Annotated in this window: 14 protein-coding genes; 8 read left to right on the top strand and 6 right to left on the bottom strand. The window is 35.2% G+C overall.

The window, feature by feature from the left end; translation table 11 throughout:
* Window positions 1–662: 662 nt before the first annotated feature.
* The 3 genes from MW688_RS23560 to MW688_RS23570 form a co-directional block, all read right to left on the bottom strand.
* Complete coding sequence (locus MW688_RS23560) at window positions 663–887, bottom strand: oxidoreductase C-terminal domain-containing protein (protein ID WP_486738481.1); 225 nt, start codon at window positions 885–887, stop codon at window positions 663–665.
* Window positions 888–980: 93 nt separating this feature from the next.
* Complete coding sequence (locus tag MW688_RS23565; RefSeq protein ID WP_486738454.1) at window positions 981–2,882, bottom strand: ABC-F family ATP-binding cassette domain-containing protein; 1,902 nt, start codon at window positions 2,880–2,882, stop codon at window positions 981–983.
* 159 nt (window positions 2,883–3,041) lie between these two features.
* On the bottom strand, window positions 3,042–4,226 hold the full coding sequence (locus MW688_RS23570; protein ID WP_486738455.1) for a TetR family transcriptional regulator: 1,185 nt from the start codon (window positions 4,224–4,226) through the stop codon (window positions 3,042–3,044).
* 293 nt (window positions 4,227–4,519) lie between these two features.
* Here MW688_RS23570 and MW688_RS23575 point away from each other — a divergent pair, with 293 nt between their 5' ends.
* Window positions 4,520–5,350, top strand: a complete 831-nt coding sequence (locus tag MW688_RS23575) for an acyl-CoA desaturase (RefSeq protein ID WP_486738456.1) — start codon at window positions 4,520–4,522, stop codon at window positions 5,348–5,350.
* Between the two features lie 17 nt (window positions 5,351–5,367).
* Here MW688_RS23575 and MW688_RS23580 read toward each other — a convergent pair whose 3' ends face one another.
* Both MW688_RS23580 and MW688_RS23585 read right to left on the bottom strand, forming a co-directional pair.
* The gene (locus MW688_RS23580) at window positions 5,368–7,221 is read right to left on the bottom strand and encodes a two-component system response regulator (RefSeq protein WP_486738457.1); all 1,854 of its coding nucleotides are present in this window, start codon (window positions 7,219–7,221) and stop codon (window positions 5,368–5,370) included.
* Entirely contained in the window at window positions 7,208–9,946 is a 2,739-nt protein-coding gene (locus MW688_RS23585; RefSeq protein ID WP_486738458.1) for an ATP-binding protein, read from the bottom strand. The genes MW688_RS23580 and MW688_RS23585 overlap by 14 nt, the downstream gene beginning before the upstream one ends.
* 293 nt (window positions 9,947–10,239) lie before the next feature.
* Here MW688_RS23585 and MW688_RS23590 point away from each other — a divergent pair, with 293 nt between their 5' ends.
* From MW688_RS23590 to MW688_RS23620, 7 genes are all read left to right on the top strand, one after another.
* Window positions 10,240–10,647 carry an ArsR/SmtB family transcription factor gene (locus tag MW688_RS23590; protein ID WP_486738459.1) on the top strand — a complete coding sequence of 136 codons (408 nt, stop codon included), beginning with the start codon at window positions 10,240–10,242 and terminating at the stop codon, window positions 10,645–10,647.
* 33 nt (window positions 10,648–10,680) lie between these two features.
* Entirely contained in the window at window positions 10,681–11,592 is a 912-nt protein-coding gene (gene thrB, locus MW688_RS23595) for a homoserine kinase (protein ID WP_486738460.1), read from the top strand.
* Window positions 11,593–11,625: 33 nt separating this feature from the next.
* Window positions 11,626–11,829 (top strand): DUF751 domain-containing protein, encoded by a 204-nt coding sequence (locus tag MW688_RS23600; RefSeq protein ID WP_486738461.1) that lies wholly within the window; start codon window positions 11,626–11,628, stop codon window positions 11,827–11,829.
* Window positions 11,830–11,891: 62 nt separating this feature from the next.
* A complete protein-coding gene (locus tag MW688_RS23605) occupies window positions 11,892–14,057 on the top strand; it encodes a Tex family protein (RefSeq protein WP_486738482.1) in 2,166 nt (721 codons plus the stop codon).
* A 92-nt stretch (window positions 14,058–14,149) separates the two neighbouring features.
* Window positions 14,150–14,566, top strand: a complete 417-nt coding sequence (locus MW688_RS23610; protein ID WP_486738483.1) for a XisH family protein — start codon at window positions 14,150–14,152, stop codon at window positions 14,564–14,566.
* Window positions 14,554–14,889: an element excision factor XisI family protein gene (locus tag MW688_RS23615; protein ID WP_486738462.1), complete on the top strand. Its 336-nt coding sequence runs from the start codon at window positions 14,554–14,556 to the stop codon at window positions 14,887–14,889. The genes MW688_RS23610 and MW688_RS23615 overlap by 13 nt, the downstream gene beginning before the upstream one ends.
* A gap of 525 nt (window positions 14,890–15,414) precedes the next feature.
* Window positions 15,415–16,575, top strand: coding sequence for a restriction endonuclease subunit S (locus MW688_RS23620; RefSeq protein ID WP_486738463.1), 1,161 nt, complete (start codon window positions 15,415–15,417; stop codon window positions 16,573–16,575).
* 71 nt (window positions 16,576–16,646) lie between these two features.
* On the opposite strand, the gene MW688_RS23625 is transcribed toward MW688_RS23620, so the two are convergent.
* Window positions 16,647–17,639 (bottom strand): hypothetical protein, encoded by a 993-nt coding sequence (locus MW688_RS23625; protein WP_486738464.1) that lies wholly within the window; start codon window positions 17,637–17,639, stop codon window positions 16,647–16,649.
* Window positions 17,640–17,642: the final 3 nt, after the last annotated feature.

Here is a 17,642-nt window from a genome sequence, read left to right on the forward strand (position 1 = left end):
GTAGTAGGGCTTTAGCCCTATCATATTTATGAATTGCTATACATCCCATCTGCCGAACGATAAGTTTGTAGTAGGGCTTTAGCCCTATCATATTTATGAATTGCTATACATCCCATCTGCCGAACGATAAGTTTGTAGTAGGGCTTTAGCCCTATCATATTTATGAATTGCTATACATCCCATCTGCCGAACGATAAGTTTGTAGTAGGGCTTTAGCCCTATCATATTTATGAATTGCTATACATCCCATCTGCCGAACGATAAGTTTGTAGTAGGGCTTTAGCCCTATCATATTTATGAATTGCTATACATCCCATCTGCCGCACGTCAAATAGTATGATGAGAAGTAGTCACCGAGTCAGAAGATTTTTTATAAAATATAAAATTGACAGAGATTTTTTTTGAGTAGAAGTACTGAGAATTTTTTCTAGAGTGCTTTCGTCTTATTAATTGCTTTATAATGTCTTTAAAGATTACTAAGTATTAATTACTAACTCCTGACTCCTTTTTTCCAGATTACAAATAGAAGTGCCTATGGTTCGGATACATCAAGAGGTTCTTGTCACACAATGAAATATTTTGGACTAAAGTCCAACTACGAACCTCGTTTGTGTGAACCAAATTTATAAGTTCCTACTTGATGCCATAAACTAGTTATCTTACTATGTTACTAATACTGGTAGCATATTCACCCAATCTAAAGATTTGTTTTGAATTTCTGCTGCATTAGGCATTGTTTGTAGACGCATCAATTCAGAAATAGCGGCGATTTCTTGATCTCGGTTAATTCCGGCGACGGCCATAATTTGGTTATTGAGAATATAGAAGGCTAAAAATTCTGGTTTTTCCAAATCACCATCTATAACTACTTCATCCCCAACTTTCAGCGTGACCTACGTAACGTAGCTTCAGATCATTACGAGTACAAATTACATTTGTAAAAAACGGTAGTTGTTTCCTTTTATGTTCAAGGGATTTGGCTATTCTCTTTCGGCTAATTCTAACCAACGTAGGGTAGCTGTATCAATATCTTCTACTAGTTTTGCCAAACTTTCTGTTAAGGTTTGTATTTGATTATAATCAGAGGGGGGTTGTTCATAGAGTATCTCTTCTACTTGGGCTTTTTCTGCTTCTAAGGCTTCTATTTTAGCCTCTAAACCTGAATATTCTTGCTTTTCTTTGTAAGAAAGTTTGCGAGTTGATTGGGGTTGAGATTTATTTACTTTTACTTTTGTTGGTTTGTCTAGTTTTTCTGGTTTTGCTGCTGTTACTGAATCTGTTTTTCTTTTTTCTAGGTATAGAGAATAGTTGCCGGGATATTGACGTAATTCCCCTTGGGATTCAAAGGCAAAAATAGTGTCTACAGTACGATCTAGAAAATAGCGATCATGGGAAACAACAATAACACAACCAGGAAAGTCTTCTAAATATTCTTCTAATACTGCTAAAGTTTGTACATCTAAATCATTCGTAGGTTCATCTAAGATTAAAACATTAGGGGCACTCATTAACACTTCTAAAAGAAATAAACGGCGCTTTTCACCACCAGAAAGTTTATGAATTGGGGCATATTGTTGGTCTGGGGGGAAGAGAAATCTTTCTAGCATTTGGGATGCGGTGATGACACTGCCATCGGCGGTTTTTACTAACTCGGCTACATCTTTGAGATATTCTATGACTCTTTGTTCTTGATTTTTGGCTAAACTTGAGGAGTGTTGATCAAAATAACCAATGTGAATGGTTGAACCGATTTCTACTTTACCTGAGTCTGGGGAAATTTTTTGAGTGATAATATCCATGAGTGTGGATTTTCCCGCACCATTACTCCCAATAATCCCTACTCTATCTTCAGGACTAAATAGATAACTAAAGTCTTTTATGAGAGTTTTTTCACCATAGGATTTAGTTATATTTTCTAGTTCAATAACTTTTTTCCCAATGCGGCGACTAGCTGTAGAAATTTCTACTTTGCCTACATCTGCTTTAAATTCCTTGCCTTGCATTTCGGCAATTCTATCTATACGGGCTTTTTGCTTAGTGCTTCTGGCTTTAGGTCCTCTTTGTAGCCACTTAAGTTCTCTGCGCAGTACGCCTAAATGTTTCTGCTTGCTACTTGCTTCCATCTCAACGGCAGTGGTTTTTTGCTCTAAATATTTAGCGTAGTTGCCATCATAAGTATATAAATTGCCTCTATCAACTTCGAGGATACGATTAGTTACCTTGTCTAAAAAATAGCGATCATGAGTAATTAGTAATAAAGCGCCTTGATAACCTTGGAGATAGCTTTGTAGCCATTCTACTGAAAAAGCGTCTAAATGGTTGGTTGGTTCGTCCATTAAGAGTAAGTCTGGTTTAGATAACAATGCTGAAGCTAAAGCTATACGTTTACGATAACCACCAGAAAGACTTCCTACTTTAGCATCTTTGTCTTGAATGCCTAATTTGTCTAGAATAATTTTGGCATTGGTTTCTAATTCCCAAGCGCCTGCTGCTTCGATACGTTGAGCACTTTTAGCTAATTTGGCCATTAATTCATCATTCGCATGTCCACTACCTCCTAATTTAGCTGAAATAGACTCATATTCTTTTAATAAAGCTATTTCTTGGCTGCTGTGGGCAAAAACTTGTTCTAATACTGTATATTCTTCATTTACTTCTGGTTGTTGCGGTAGATAGGCTATTTGAGCTTTGGGATGATGCCATAATTCACCACCGTCAATAGGTTCGATTCCGGCAATCATTTTTAGTAAAGTAGATTTACCAGAACCATTGAGACCAATTAGACCAACTTTGTCTTCTTCATTGAGGCTAAAATTACCATCGGTGATAATTTCTTTGATGCCGAAGTCTTTTTTCAGCGATCGCGCTGTCAAGATTGCCATTCTTGTTTTCTTCTGTACTCTTGACTATCTGTTACTTTTCTTATTATAAAACCCATTTGATATCTTTTAGGATCTGATTAGATGTGAGAAAATAACCGTTTTAAGTGTAAACTTGTTGTCACCACTTAGGTTTTGGACTAAAGTCCAACTACGAACTCTTCAATGGCGATCTAAATTAATTGCTTTTTCTAGTGTGGCTTTTTCCTTAGCTCTTTGGATATATGGTTGGAGAGTAGATAAATTCCAGTCAAGTAGTAGACATAAATCTTCTGGAGTCATACCCCTAGTTAACATTTCTACACACCAGGTTTGTTGTACTTGTTTTAGAGTGGGAGAATTCCCTTCAGGAGTGACCAACTCTGTGGTTATTTCCTGCCATTGTTCATGCAATTGAGTTTCATTAAGAGTATTTCCCTCTTCGTTGATAAATAAAGCTGTTGCCGTATCTTTGCGACTTTTGAGCCATCTTGTTAAGGGATTACTTGTGTAAGAACCATAACTTTTGCCGAGAATTATTTGATTGATTGGGACTTCTCTTCTTGTTGGTTGAGTAATCTGGATAAACTGACCGTGGGAATTATTAATATAGCGCGATCGCTCTAAATTGACAATTTGTTCTCCACTGATACCTGAGGCAAATAACAAGTAAACTATTGCATATTCTTGCTTCCCACTTTTTTTTGCTCTTTGCAGTAGGGAATGAACTAAATTCTCCGGTAAATCGGCTACTTTTTGCTGTGATTGATGTATAGCACAATCAGGGGCAAATAAAGCTACTAAACTTTCTAAAAAGTCTCTTCTCCCTTGCCAAAGTTGGTGGGATTCACTAGTTAACTCAATGACTGCGTACCCCAATAACATACTATTAAGCATACTAGCTAATTTTTCAGCACTGAGATGACTAGGTGTTTGATTTTGTTGGAGGATTTTTTCTAAATATTTGCTTAAATAACGATTAGCTTGGGTTAATCCATTGCCTAATGCTTGGCGATTTTCTCGGGAATAATGACCAGCTTCTCCCACTACGGAAAGCACTACAGCAGGGAATTTTTCCAAACTTTGAATACATTCAGTTGCATATTTTTCTACTACTTGTTCTATGCTACTTTCTTGATTAAGACCAGCGATTAAATTTTCGGCTAAATGAGTAAATAAATCTGATTCTTCCATCACTGCTAGAAATAATCCATGTTTATTGTGAAATTGTCGAAATAGTGTTACTTCGTTAACTTGAGCTAATTCAGCAATCTGTTTAGTTGTGGTATTACTCACTCCTTGGGAGATAAATAACTCCATTGCTGCTTTAATTAAACGTGTTCGAGTCTGATGACTTCTTGAAGACATAAATTTTTTAACCCTTGTCTCGTTTCCTATGGTAGTTGTTTCAATTAGATTTATGCTTTTATTTTTCTTTACAAAATAGCTCTGCTCTATATTTGGATAGATGTTGCGCTTTAAATGCAAGTATCGCTTGCATAAATATCAATTTACTGTTAGCATGAGAAATGTAAGTAAAACTTGCAATATTAACTTCTATTCTAACTGTTTTTACTTTTAATTGAGTTAAGGGAGGAAGAATAGGAAGTGTAATGGCGCTTGTTTATTTTTCCACAATCTTTGTATAAAAAAGGATATTCGTGACGGCAAATTTTATTGAAACCAACTCAAATCAACCCCTAAAGCTAAATTGGATTAACGTAAGCTTCTTCGGAACATTTCATCTACTAGCATTGTTAGCGCCATGGTTTTTTTCTTGGTCTGCATTGGGGGTAACCATATTTTTACACTGGCTTTTAGGTAGTATAGGTATTTGTTTAGGATATCATCGGCTATTAACTCATCGGAGTTTACAGGTTCCTAAAGCTTTAGAATATATCATAGCAACTATTGGGGCTTTAGCCTTGCAAGGAGGGCCCATATTTTGGGTAGCAGGACATCGTCTACACCATGCTTATACAGAGGATGTAGATAAAGACCCCTATTCAGCAAGGAGAGGGTTTTGGTGGAGTCATTGTCTCTGGTTACTATATACAGAAAATAAGTTTTTTGATTACGAAAGTTATAAACAATTCGCACCGGATTTAGATCGCGATCACTTTTATCGTTGGTTAAATCGTAACTACTTGTTACTGCAAATTCCCCTAGGCGTAGTGTTATATCTACTCGGTGGTTGGTCTTTTGTTATTTACGGAGTATTTGTGAGGGCAGTATTGCTTTGGCATAGTACTTGGTTAATTAATTCTGCTACTCATATTCGAGGTTACCGCAGTTTTGAATCAGAAGATAACTCTCGTAACCTTTGGTGGGCAGCGCTTCTTACCTACGGAGAAGGTTGGCATAACAATCATCACTCTCATCCCCGTGTAGCTAAAGCTGGCTTAAGATGGTGGGAAATTGACCCAACTTGGTGGGCAATTAGAGTTCTCCAAACCCTAGGCTTAGCTAAAAATATAGTACTTCCTTTATAGTGAACCGAAGTAAATAATTAAAGATTTACTAGCCAATCTTGTTGTAGGTTGGCTAGTAATTTTGTAGCCTGGTGACTATCTACAGGAGGAGAAAAAAGATATCCTTGTCCTAATTCACAACCGAGTTCTTTTAGTAACTCAAGTTGATTTATATGACTAATACCTTCACCAACGACTTGCATATTTAAACTATGGGCGAGATTAATAATTAATTGAATCAAACGAATATTTGACTTATCTTTTTGAGTAGCTTTTAAAAAAGAGCGATCAATTTTTAATTCATCGATAGAAAAATTGTGAAGAATACTAAGACAAGAATATCCTGTGCCAAAATCATCTATACATATCCCTATTCCTAAATTTTTCAAACCTTCTAAAAAATGTTTTGTCTGAATATCTTTATCGATAAGAAAACTTTCAGTAATTTCTATTTGAAGATATTCTCCTGAAATCATATTTTTAGTCAATATTTCTTGAATTTCGCCTATAAAATTTCGGTGTTTCAACTGTATGGGAGAAACATTAACATTAACTTTCCAAGTGTGATTATCAGGAAACTCTGTTAACCATAGATTGATTTGACGACAGGCTTCTGAGATTACCCAATTACCGATAGAATAAATTAAACCTGTTTCTTCCGCTAGAGGAATAAATTCCGCAGGAGAAACTAAACCCCGAGTAGGATGTTGCCAACGTATTAAGGCTTCAAAACCCGTTAATAAACCTGTAGATAGTGAAATTATTGGCTGATAATAGAGTAATAATTCTTGATTGTTGATAGCTTGATGTAGATCATGTTCTAACTCCATAGTTTTGATGATTTGAGTTTGCATATCTGGTTTAAAAACCACATAGTTATTTTCGTGTTTAGCACTATACATGGCTATATCTGCATCTTTAAGTACTTCCTCTGGGATAGTATATTTTTTGATTAAATTAGAAGTGATCCCAATACTTGTATAACAATATAGTTGATAATCTTTCAAGAAAAAAGGTTCTTGAAAGCGCTGGTTAATATCTTCAGCGCAAGCTTCTGCTTCTTGAAAGCTATTAATCTTTAATAAAATTAGGAATTCATCTCCTCCAAAACGTGCTGTTATTTTACGTGATGGCGAACAACTTCTTAATCTTATCGCCACTTGTTTAAGTAATTTATCCCCTACTTCATGTCCCAGACTATCATTAACCATTTTAAAGCGATTCAAGTCTATAAACAAAACGGCATAAAAATAGTTATTATCCTGCTGTGATAGTTCAATGATTGAACTTAATTTTTTAAAAAAATAAGCTCGATTAGGTAGTTGAGTGAGAAAATCATAAAAAGCCTGATTATACAATTGTTTGTTAGCATTTCTTAATTGTAGAGTGCTTTGTTTAACTTTTGTTTCTAACTCTTGATTTAGCTTAGTTAAAGCTTCTTCTGCTAAAGTGCGCCTAGCTATTTCTTCCTGTAATAAATTATTTTTTTCTTGAAGAGTAACTGTTAAATTTTTTAATTGTAGATGTAAATTAATTCTAGCTATTAACTCTTGTTGTTCAAAAGGTTTTGTAACATAATCTACTGCTCCTAACTCAAATGCTTTTACCTTATCTTGTAAGTTTGATACACCAGTCATAAAAATAATCGGAATATTTTGAGTTTCTGGTACGCTTTTTAACAGGAGACAGGTTTGAAAACCATCAATTCCTGGCATGATTACATCCAATAAGATTAAATCAGGTAAAGCTTGTTTAGCTTGTGTCGCCGCTAAGTGACCATTTCTGGCTACTAAAAGCTGATAACCAGCATTTTCTAAAATAAAAAAAAGTATTTTAATATTATTAATATCGTCATCTATAATTAAAATTTTAGGTATCTTAGAAGATTTCATGATTTTTTTGATTTAAATGTTCCTGAATTGTATGAATCTCGAAATTCTTAGCAAGGCTAATAATATAATCAGCCCATTCTGTATATTTAGATGTATTATTTTTGATTCTAGTGGCTTGATTAATGATTTCGTTGATATCTCCTTCCATAGCAGCTTGATAAACTAGTATTAATTCTGATTGTTCAGGAATTAAATAATGATTATTTGATGGTTCAACTGTGCTAGATTTTGACTCATATACCCATTCTAATGACAAAAATGATTCTAATTGCTTCAACAAATAATTCAAATCAATTGGTTTGGGTAAGAAAAATATTTTTTCCTGTTTAATTAGAGTTTGACTCATATTACTTAAACTAGCGCTAGAAACAATAAATATAGTATTAGCTAATTCTGGTAATTGACGAATTCTCGCAATCATTTCCCAGCCATCCATACCAGACATGAATATATCAGTAACAATTAAATCAGGTTGAAATTCAATTGCCGTTTTTATTGCCTTTTGGCCGTTATTGGCTTCTTGCACTTGTATTCCCAAAGAAGTTAGAAAATTAGTAATTATTAAACGATTATAATCTGAATCGTCTACCACTAGAATCTTAGGAATTTTGCCCTTAATACCGACAATTTCTGGTAATTTAGTCTCAGTTTCTTGTTTTAAGTCTGTGGCGATAACTACTGGTATAGCCAACTTTATATTAGTACCTTTTCCTGGAATGCTATGGATACTTATTTTTCCTTCCATAAGTTCCACTAGTTGTTTAGTAATAGTTAAACCTAAACCACTGCCTTCTTGATTTGGTTCGTGTTTATTTTCTGCTTGTTCAAAAGGCAAAAAGATTTTCTTGAGATTTGTTTCACTTATTCCTTCCCCAGTATCTTTTATTTCAAATTTGATCATAACTGGTGAGTTGGGTGGTGTATTTTGCCTTTGGTAATAACTTACTCTCAAGATTACACCCCCTTTGTGAGTAAATTTCACTGCGTTATTTAGTACATTCAGCAGGATTTGGCGTAGCCTTTTGGCATCGGCATAAACATAAGTGGGTAATTCGGTAATAACTTCCCATCTAAAATAAATGTGCTTTTTATCCGCCTGAATTTGAGTGATTTGACTAATTTGTTCTAAAAAACGAATGAAGTTAAATTTACTAGGAGATAATTCTATTTTTCCTGCCTCAATTCTTCCTAGGTCGAGAAGTTCGTTAATTAAATCTAACAGATGATTGGCACATTGATTGATGGTTTTAATTCCCTCTTGGTGTTTATGGGTGATGTGGGGATCTTTTTGCAAAATTTGGATGTAGCCAAGAATGCCATTAAGAGGAGTCCTTAACTCATGACTAATATTAGAGAGAAATTGAGTTTTTGCTTGATTGGCTTTGTCTGCTTCTTCTTTTGCCTGTTGAAGTTGCGCAGTTCTCCTTTCCACTCGTTTTTCTAAGGTAGTGAAAGATTTTTGTAGCTTATAAGCCATGTCATTAAAAGCTTGGGAAAGGACTTTTAATTCATAAATGCCTTTGATTTGAATTTTTTGGTCTAGATTACCACTAGCTATGGATTGAGAGGCGGTTACTAATCTAACAATAGGTCTTACTACCCAACGAGATGTGATGATAGAAATATAAATGGCGATTAAGAAAGATATTAAATATAGTATTACTGTATTGCGAGTGTGGGCTGCGATTTGTTCGGCAAAATCAGCTTTAGGCATTACTACTACTAATAGCCAATCTAAACCTGTCTCGTTCTGAAATGGTGATACTTCCACAAAGTAGTTTATTCCCTCTATTTCTTGATCACGCTGTTCTGGAGAGTGAATTTTATTTAGATCTCCTAAATTTTGAGTTGTTATAGCAATTTTGGGATTACTACTATTGATTGCTTCTATTCTGTTGTATTTTCTTACTTTTCGACTGGTGACAGGTTCATCGATTGAGGTTGCTACTAATTTTCCATCTCTTTCGATAATAAAAATTTCCCCCTCTTCAGCAATTGCTAGAGAATTTAAGAATTTATTGATTTGAGATAAATAGAGTCTGACGCTAAAAACTCCTACCAGATTATTTTCTGAGTCGTATACTGGTTTACTACCAGGAAGAACCAAGATATCTTCATCACTAAAAAAGCTAAAAATATCTCCCCATCTGTAATCTCCACTTTTGTCTATCGTATCTTGATACCAACTTCGACTCCGGGGATCAAATTTTTCCTCTCTTGCTTCTGTTGGTGGGTTGATTATTTCACCTTCATCATTAATTGAGTAGGTGAACATTCTGTAATTAGTGGATTTATTGACCGATTGTACAACTAAGTCTGTTAATTCCGAATTATACTCAACAGCAATAAACTCTCCAGTTTCGCTGCCGTAAGCTATATTCCCCACCTCCTTAAATAGTTTTATTTGCTGCCAAAATTGTCTTCTTATAGCCTCCGGGTTATCTAATGACAATTGTCCGTTAGCTACAGCATTAATATTAATTTCATTGATTAAATAAGGTGTATCTAAATAATCCTCTAAATATTGTTCAACACGTTCCAGAATTTCCTGACGTAGCTGATGAGAATTTTCAGAAATAGCTTGTTGACCATTACGCCAGGATAACCATCCAGTCATTGCAACAATCGCTGTTGTTTGTAAAACAAAAGGTATAATTAAAACTAATCTTAATGATATAGTTGGTTTTCGATTACTAAAAAATTTTTTCCCACGCTTTTTATTCATCTTCAAGATTAGGAAAATTGATAGCTATGATTATCCTGTAACTTTTAAATGCAAGTATAGGCCGAACAAGTATATACTCTTAAGATAATCATAGTTGAGAAAAACATTTATGACAAGGGTATTTTATACTATACATTTGCTACATAAGATTAAAAGCAGTATAACTGCCCAAATCAGTTAAAATTGAAATAGTTAACTAAAAACACCTAACTATTTTTTGCTTAGGAACTAGAAGACTATGTTGTTATATTCCGTTCTAACAAAAAGAAGCGGACTAGTAAATTAAATTTATTATGATCAATGTCGCATCATCGACGGATTCTCACTCAACTAATCAAAATACTAATGATTTAATCCATTGCCATCCTCACCCAATTCAGACGGAAGCTATAGAGACTTTTCAAAGCAAGACTCTAACTAAAGAAAAAGCAGAAAAAATGGCGGAATTTTTCAGTCTGCTTGGGGATACTAACCGTTTACGCATTTTATCGATTTTAGCAACACAGGAACTCTGTGTCTGCGATTTGGCAGCAATTTTGAGTATGAGTGAATCAGCCGTTTCCCATCAACTACGTACTCTTAAATCTATGCGACTAGTTAGTTATGAAAAAAGAGGGCGCAAAGTATTCTATAGTTTACAAGATCATCATGTTTTAGACCTATATCAATCAGTGGCAGAACATCTCGATGAAATTGAATAAACTTTAAGCAACACATTTATATTTATACAATCTATGTCAAAATCCACAGTTACTGTAATTACACCAGCTACCACCGCAAATATTGGTCCCGGTTTCGACTGCTTGGGTGTAGCTTTAACTATATACAATCAATTTGAATTTCAACTCAATTCCTCTGACCAACTACTAATCACTCTAGAAGATAAAAACTCAACTAATCTAAATTTAGATCAAGATAATCTCCTCTATCAAGCCTTTAGTAAACTATATCAACACCTAGGGCAAGATACCCCAGGCGTGAATATAAAAATTAAACTAGGTGTACCCCTAGCGAGAGGCTTAGGCAGTTCTGCCACAGCAATTGTTGGGGGTTTAGTAGCCGCTAATAGTATGGCAGGTAATCCTTTAAACAAGCAAGAAGTTCTCGAAATGGCGATCGCCATGGAAGGACATCCTGATAATGTTGTACCAGCTTTTTTGGGTAACGCTCAATTATCAGTCTCTAACGGCAAAGATTGGGAAATATGCCCCATCTCTTGGCATCCAGAAATTATACCCGTTATCGCTATCCCAAATTTTCAATTATCCACAGAAGCCGCTCGCTCTGTACTTCCAAGCACAGTCACATACAAAGATGCTATATTTAATTTGGCACATTTAGGCTTACTTATTCAGGGTTTAGCTAAAAAACAGCAAAAATGGCTAAAAGTAGCCCTAGCAGACCGCCTACATCAACCCTATAGAGAAACCCTAATTCCAGGGTATAGGGAGGTAAAAAAAGCAGCTATAGAAGCGGGGGCCTATGGTATGGTAATAAGTGGTGCAGGACCAACTCTATTAGCCTTAGCAGAAGTTAGTACAGCAGAGAAGGTAAAAACAGCAATGAAAGAAACTTGGGAAAAACAAGGCATAGAAGCAGAAGTAATCTCAGCAGCAATAGACACCGAAGGCACGAAAATTGTGTAAAAATAACAAAGAGAATCTAGAGAAAATGGAAAAATGCAAGAATTTTTTGAGAATGTCTTTCGCTATCCCCGCTATTTAATTAGTTTAATCTTGGGTATCTTTATCGCCTTTTTTCAGAGACTACAACCCCTATTGCGTAATCCAGTAACAGCGATCGCCCTAGTAGGAGCAATAATTGCTAGTTTTAGCTTCTTATACTTTACCTTACGAGCTATGTTAGGATTAAGCACAGTATAAAAATTTCCTACACTAACTGGAAAAGTAGGATAAGTACGATGGCATAAAACAAAACTGAAATGATGCAAGCTATTATCGAAGCGATCGCCAGGGAATTATCGATAGAAAGCAGTAGAGTAGAAAATACCCTCAATCTACTCCAAGAAGGAGCAACAATACCCTTTATCGCTCGTTATCGTAAAGAAAAAACCGCTAACCTCGATGAAACTCAACTGAGAAACATTGAGGAGAGATACCAATATCTCACAGAATTAGCGGCGAGAAAAGAAGTAATCAAAGCAGCCATAGCTAAAACTAAACAGCTAACCCCGGAATTAGCAGCAAAAATAGACGCCTGTTGGCAAAAAAATCAATTAGAAGATTTATATCTACCCTATAAACCAAAAAGACGCACCAAAGCGGCGATAGCCAAAGAAAAAGGGTTAGAAAATTTGGCCAAACAGCTACAATCTCTCAATACATCTAATAGTAAAGTAAAATCTCTAACTACCCTGGCTGAAAGCTACTGCCAAAAAAATAACCTCAAACTAACAGAAAAAGAAGCCCTAGAAGGGGCCTCAGATATAATAGCAGAAGCAATAGCAGAAAAACTAGAACTGAGAAACTATGTGAGAGATTATTTAGCAAAAAATAGTCAAGTTACCACCAAAATAAAAAAAGAATACCCAGAAGGAAGCACCAAATATGAAATGTATCGAGACTTCCAAAGGAATATTAAGAAAATGTCAGCCCACCATTTTCTGGCTATTTTACGGGGAGAAAGCGAAGGAATACTCACAATTAACCTAGATTACGATCAAGAAGAAGTATTGGGAGAAATAGCAGGGAGGGAAATTAACACAAAATCACCAGAACTAAAAAAATTCTACCAACAGGCGATCGCCGATGGCTTTAAAAGATTATTAGAACCTGCTATAATCCGCGAAATTAGAGCAGAATCTAAAGAATGGGCAGATATAACCTCAATTAAAACCTTCGAGGCAAATTTGAGAGAATTATTACTATCACCCCCTGCTGGGATGAAACCAACCCTAGGAATAGATCCAGGATTTCGTACGGGGTGTAAAGTAGCCGTCTTGTCAGAAACAGGAAAATTTTGTGCCCATCAAGTAATTTACCCCCACAGTGGTAATGTAAAAAGTACCGAAGCCAGCAAAATTATTATTGAACTTATCGAAAAATATCAAATACAATTAATAGGCATCGGTAATGGTACAGCATCTAGAGAAACAGTAGCTTTCATCCAACAGACCTTAGAAAATCTCACCCCCAAACCAGAAATAGTAACTGTAAATGAATCCGGCGCCTCTATTTATTCTGCAAGTAAAGTAGCGATTGCTGAATTCCCTGATTTAGACGTTACTATAAGAGGTGCAATTAGTATCGGTAGACGTCTTCAAGACCCCCTCGCAGAATTAGTGAAAATCGAACCAAAATCCCTAGGAGTAGGACAGTATCAACACGATGTATCGCAAAAACTGTTGAAAAAGAAGCTAGAAGAAACAGTAGAAAGCTGTGTTAACTACGTAGGAGTTGACCTAAATACTGCATCGGGAGAACTTCTGGGTTTTGTCTCAGGAATCAGTCCGAGTATAGCCAATAATATAGTTAAATACCGTGAAGCTAATGGTGCATTTAGCGATCGCCAACAGTTACTAGAAGTACCGAAATTGGGTAACAAAGCCTTTGAACAAGCAGCAGGTTTTTTACGTATTCGTAACGGTAATAACCCTCTAGATAATACCGCAGTTCACCCAGAAAGCTATTATGTAGCCAAAAATATTTTAGATGCCTGTAATGTTTCCCTGGAAGAAATTCACAAAATTAGTAACCATTTAGATAATTTAGACTTACAGCAATTTGTTACCAGTCAAGTGGGATTACCCACTTTAGAAGATGTTTGTGCCGAATTAGCTAAACCAGGTAGAGATCCTCGCGATAACTTCTCTAAAGTTAATTTTAAACCAGGAATTGAAGAGATAGAAGATTTAGAGATAGGAATGGAGTTAGAAGGCGTTGTCACTAACGTAGTTAATTTTGGTGCCTTTGTAGATATTGGTGTCCATCAAGATGGTTTAGTACATATTTCTGAGTTGGCTAATCATTTTGTCGAAGATACTCAAACCGTGGTTAAAGTTGGGCAAATTGTCCGGGTAAAGGTATTAGATGTCAATGTTACTCTTCGCCGCGTTAGTCTCTCTATGAAGGCAACCGTTCAGGGGGGCTAAATACAGTTGAAAAATATCTTTTTGTGTCCTAACTTACCCTTCCTTTGCTATATAATTAAAGTAGATTTAATCTAATGCCCCTAGAAGTTACTGTGCCTGCAAAAGATATCTATCATAATTGTGTGAAAAATGCTCTGATTAAAGATGGATGGAATATTACCCACGATCCATTTAAGTTGGAAATTGGCAAGAAGGATTTATATATTGACTTGGGGGCAGCCCAACTGATCGCGGCGACAAAAAAAGAACAAAAAATTGCAGTTGAAATTAAAAGTTTTATTGGAAGGTCGGATGTAGACGACTTAGAAAAGGCTTTGGGTCAATATGTTCTTTACTTTGATATTTTAGAAGACTTTTCTCCAGAGAGAATTTTATATTTAGCGATTCGACTAAGAACGTTTGAAGACTTATTTGAAGAACCCATTGGCAAAATTCTTTTAAAGAAGCAGCGAGTTAAGCTGATAGTCTTTGACCCAAATAAGGAGGAGATTATTACATGGATACCCTAGATAGATATCGAGAAATTATTGAACAAGTATTATCGGATTATGCGGCTGTTCCCTATGCTTATGGGGAGTTTGAGACAGAGATTATCTTTGATCAAAAACGCGATCGCTATCTCTTAATAAATATAGGTTGGAATAATGGTCGTCGGGTACATGGCTGCATTATTCATCTTGATATTATTCAAGGAAAAATCTGGATTCAGCGCGATGGGACAGAAAGTGGTATTGCATTAGACTTAGAGGAGGCGGGTGTACCGAAGGAGGATATTGTTTTGGGATTTCGAGAACCAGAGTTACGACCCTATACAGGTTATGCAGCAGTTTGATGGTTCTGTTGCAAAAACTGTCAATCGATGAGTAATAAGGAAGCATAAGTATTTGTCTGCTACAAAAAGCTCAAAACATACTTTTTAAATTGTATTATCTCCCTTGTCTACTTGTCTTCGTTCCTCCCGGAGTCCCATATCAAAGCACGCAAGTGCAAAAGTACTAAATAGGCCAACAGGCGAGAATCAATTTTTAAGCGCGATCGCATTAATTCTTTAACTCATTACTTCAAAGCTTCAAAACTCATTACTCAATCATCACCAGTAAATGAGTGGAAAAGATGCAAGATATGAGCTTGTCCCGTCTTCACCGAAATGTTAAAAACCTACCCAAAGTGAGGATCGCCCCCCTGAACGTTTACCTATAAAGGCAATAGGGAATGTATAGCAAGCTCGCAAATAGATGTTTACAGTTATCATCAAAAGCCCCCCTTAATAAGGGGGGTTTGGGGGGAAAAGTTTATGTAAATATAGTTAACACTATAACGAGCACTGCTATAGAATGTAAAATAAAGAGTGTAGAATGTGCGAATTACTATAAATAATCAAGAATTAACTCAATATAAAAAATTTCCTTCTGACTGGAATATTATTCAATTTACTGAAGCATTCCAGGATAAAACTGGAGGACAACCCAAGTTAAAAAAACATGAATATTCAGACATGGGTAAATTACCAATTATTGATCAAAGTCAACAGTTTATTGGTGGCTTTACTAACAATATTAATCTTCAGTGTCAGGTAGATTTACCGTGTATTTTATTTGGAGATCATACAAAAATTTTCAAATTTATCGAAAAACCCTTTGCTTTAGGCGCTGACGGAATTAAAGTTTTAAGTCATAGTAAAAATATTGATCCCAAATTCGCCTATTACTACTTAAATACATTAACTTTTCCAGACCTTGGATATAGTAGAAACTTTCGCTTTTTAAAAAGTACACTTTTCCCAGTTCCACCGATAGAAGAACAAAAACATATAGCAGCAATACTAGATAAAGCTTACGAAATCCGAGGCAAATATCAAAAACAAATACAGTTAACTGAAGAATTACTGGAATCGCTTTTTTTGGAAATGTTCGGAGATCCTCAAAATAACCCCAAAGGTTGGAAAAAAGTAGAGTTAAAAAACATCATCAAAAATATTGACTATGGATATACTGCTTCAGCCTTAAAAAGAGATAGTGGTATTAAATTTTTACGGATAAGTGATATAAAAGAAAATAATGTTGACTGGGACAAAGTCCCTTATTGTGAATGCAATCAACAAGAATTAAGTAAATATAAATTAACTTATGGTGATATAGTTGTAGCAAGAACGGGGGCAACAACAGGTAAAAGTTTTTTAATTCGTAGTTGTCCAAAGAATGCGGTTTTTGCTTCTTATTTAATCAGAATTAAACCTCTAGTTGAAGAAGTTAATCCCATTTATTTATCTCATTTTTTTAAAACACAATATTACTGGTATCAGATTACTAAGAATTTAGTTGGAACAACTCAGTCAGGGATCAATGCTACTAAGGTTAAAAACTTATCAATAATATTACCACCAATAGAGCTACAAAATAAATTTTCTCTGTTTGAAGAAAATATACAATTATATTCTGCTAAGCTTAAAAAACAATTAGCTACTTCTCACCTTCTTTTTCATTCTCTATTACAAAAAGCTTTTCGGGGAGAATTTTGAGAACTATTCCTGACGGGGTGACATAAAGCGTTAAAGTGAGGGCGATCGCATTAATTTTTTAACTCATTACTTCAAAACTCATTAATATCCTGGTGGGCTAAATTACTCAAACGGGCACTAAATTTTTTTCTCAAGTCTAACCTCAGCAAGGCTTGGTCTACTCCCATTTGTGAGAAATCCAAGTGAGATGATGATGATAACTTCAAATTAGGGGGTAAAACATTATTAGAATCAGAACTAGATAGGGTTAGTTTGTTAGCAGGTAATTTTTTAACATCTAACAAATCTATCTGGGCATGAGGAGAGGGTTCAAAGCTGTGTTCTACTTGCTTTAATCTTTGGTATAGTAAAGGCAGACTATCTAGAATAGTAAAGTTTAGGGTTTGTTCAAAAGTAGATTCTTCCTTCCAAGCTTCAAGACAAATTGTCCCTAAAATTAAACAAGTATCCCATTCAGGATTAATTTTTATATCATAGTTAAAATCAAAGGGTAAATTAAGATTTAACAATTTTTCCCGATGAGTTAGTAAGATTTCACCAGTTTTTGGATTATTTAAAGAATAAGTTATTTTCCCGTTGGTGATATGATTCTCTAATTCACTAGTAATTTGACCAGATAGAGAAATAGAGTTTTGTACTTCTTTAATTAAAACTTGTCGCTCTAAATTCAATTTTAGGTTAAATTGATTGGAGTCTGCATCTTGGAGGGTAGAATCAGACAAAATATTAAGCTGAAGATTTTGTTGCCAACTCTTACCCATAAACTCACCAAAAATATCGTTTTGACATCTAATGGTGAGAATGCTGGAAGGGGATAAATCTAAAAAAGGTGTAACTGTTAATTTTCCCTCAGAGTCAGTGAGTCGTAAATATTTGTCAGTGAAGTTAAATTCTGTGTCTACTTGAGCTTCTTGATATCTTAAACTAATTTCCACTGATGTATCAATCATGTTAGACTCAACAATAACTCGATAGCATCCTGGTGTGAGAGTAAAAATGCTGGTTGTCACAGGAATCAGCTCTCTTTTACCTTTTTCTTCGAGAAAAAATTGCCAAATGCTCATTTA

The sequence above is a fragment of the Johannesbaptistia floridana genome (assembly GCF_057440575.1).